The sequence below is a fragment of the Pseudomonas sp. GW456-L13 genome (assembly GCF_017350115.1).
Classification (GTDB): Bacteria; Pseudomonadota; Gammaproteobacteria; order Pseudomonadales; family Pseudomonadaceae; genus Aquipseudomonas; species Aquipseudomonas jessenii.
This window is the reverse complement of sequence record NZ_JACNAS010000007.1, coordinates 1-2378: the sequence shown is the minus strand read 5'-3', so window position 1 is coordinate 2378 and position 2378 is coordinate 1. Positions and strand designations below refer to the sequence as shown.

The following is a 2378-nucleotide window of genomic DNA, read 5'->3' as shown; positions in this document are numbered from 1 at the left end:
CGCCAATGGCAGCGTCACGCTTGACCAGCTCCGCGCCGTGGTGCATCCCGACCCAACCAACCCGGATGACTCGACGAGCCTGACCTCGGACAACCTGGTGACGCTGACCGCGACCAAGACCGACGGGGACGGCGACAGCGCCCAGGCGACGCTGAACATCGGGCAGAACCTGGTGTTCAAGGATGACGGGCCGAGCATCACCACCACCGGCGTGGAACCGACACTGATGGTGGACGAAACGGTACTGGCGACCAACGCCACCCAGAACTTTGCCGCCAACTTCAATTCGGCGTTTGGTGCCGATGGCGCCGGCACCCTGACCTATGCGTTGGGCGTGGTGGCCGGAGCCTCCGGGCTGACGGACACGGCCACCGGTGAGGCGGTGAACCTGTCGCTCAACGGCACCGTGGTCGAAGGCCGCACGGCCCTCGGCAACCTGCTGGTGTTCACGGCCAGCGTGGCCGCCAACGGTGATGTCACCCTCGACCAGCTCCGCGCTGTGGTGCATTCCAACACCACCAATCCGGATGACTCGACGAGCCTGACCTCGGACAACTTGGTGACGCTGACCGCGAGCATTACCGACAAGGAGGGCGACAGCGCCCAGGCGACCCTGAACATCGGGCAGAACCTGGTGTTCAAGGACGACGGGCCAAGCATCAGTACCACCGGCGCGGAACCGACGCTGACAGTGGACGAGACGGTGCTGGCGACCAATGATACCCAGAGCTTTGCCGCCAACTTCACCTCGGCGTTTGGCGCCGATGGTGCGGGCACCCTGACCTATGCGCTGGGCGTGGTGGCCGGGGCTTCTGGATTGACGGACACGGCCTCGAACCAGGCGGTGAACCTGTCGCTCAATGGCACCGTGGTGGAAGGCCGCACGGCCACGAGTAATCTGCTGGTGTTCACGGTCAGCGTCGCCGCCAATGGCAGTGTCACGCTCGACCAGCTCCGCGCCGTGGTGCATTCCGACCCAAGCAATCCCGATGATTCGAAGACGTTGACCTCTGACAATCTGGTGACGCTGACGGCGACCAAGACCGACAGGGACGGCGACAGCGCCCAGGCAACGCTGAACATCGGGCAGAACCTGGTGTTCAAGGACGATGGGCCGGCACTCAGTTTCGGCAACCTGATCGGGACCGGTAGCGTCCTTGCGCAATCCGGGTTCTGGAATATGGCGACGGGAGCCGACGGGCTGGGGGCGGCCGGTCTGGATATCTCGTTGGTCAATAACCAGTTCACTCTCGTCAGGCCGGACAACACGACCACGACCGGGACCGGCACGCTCAGCGAGCTGTCGCCATCACCGGATGTCAATGGCGCGTACCGGTTCGCGGGAACCTTGACCGGTGATTTCGACAACAATGCCGCAACGGCGAATACCACCGTCGACTACACGCTGACCGCCTATGCCGATGGTCGCTATGCGCTGGATCTGGTGCAAGGCTTCAGTTCGACGATCGTGCTCAGCAGTGCCGACGGCTCGCTCGCTGCCGGTGGCCCGGATTCGGTGCGCACATTGTTGATTCCGCAGACGAGTAACCCGGCTATTCCTTCGACATCCGAGGAGATCGTGTTCTTTTCCGCGAAGGCGCTGGCGTCGACCGCGGACATCCTGACCGGTATCGGGCTCGGAGCACCCGACCCTACGGAAGCCGCGCTACAGACCAACCCCCTGCCGTCGTACATCGACCCCGCATCCATGAACGTCAGCACGTCCGGCATCGGCGTCGCCAACAACGTGTTCCAGGGCGATAACCTGGCGGCAATCAGCGCCGCCGATGAAAGTTTCGTCATCAACCCAGAGAGCCTGCTGACGGCAATGAAGGTCTTCATCGACAACTCCGTGGCGGGTTACAACACCGCGACCGAAGACCTGTACTACCGGATCTACTACGCGGATGGCACGTTTTCGGACCGCATCGAGGTGAACACCCTGACGCCGGAGGCTGGCGGACAGGTGTCCTTCCTCGTCCAGAAAGAGGGCGCGACACTGATCGACGCGGTTCAGCTGACGATGGGCCGGGGCGATATCAAGATCCCGGTGATCCAGTTCATTCAGCAGAGCGAGAGTCTGGCCAGCGATGTCCAGCTGGCGTTCAGCGCGACGCTGACGGACAAGGATGGGGACTCGGCGACGAGTACCTTTGACGCCAACCTGTTCGCCAACGACCCGGCCAACGCTTCCTTCGACTTCACGCTGGTTGGCACGGGCGGTGAGCAAGATGCGTTCAACATCGATCTGTCAGTCAATGAGAACCTGTACCAGGTCACCGGCTTCGATGCGGGCCTGGGCGTGCGGGACAAGCTGGTACTCAACGGCGACCCGAACGCCGTTGTCCAATCGATCAACAACACCGGTGCAGACAGCG

At 63.0% G+C, this 2378-nt stretch carries 1 protein-coding gene; it reads left to right on the top strand.

The window, feature by feature from the left end; translation table 11 throughout:
• Window positions 1–2378, top strand: a 2378-nt coding sequence (locus J4D25_RS26820) for a DUF5801 repeats-in-toxin domain-containing protein (protein ID WP_258536630.1), incomplete at both ends; no start/stop codon positions are given.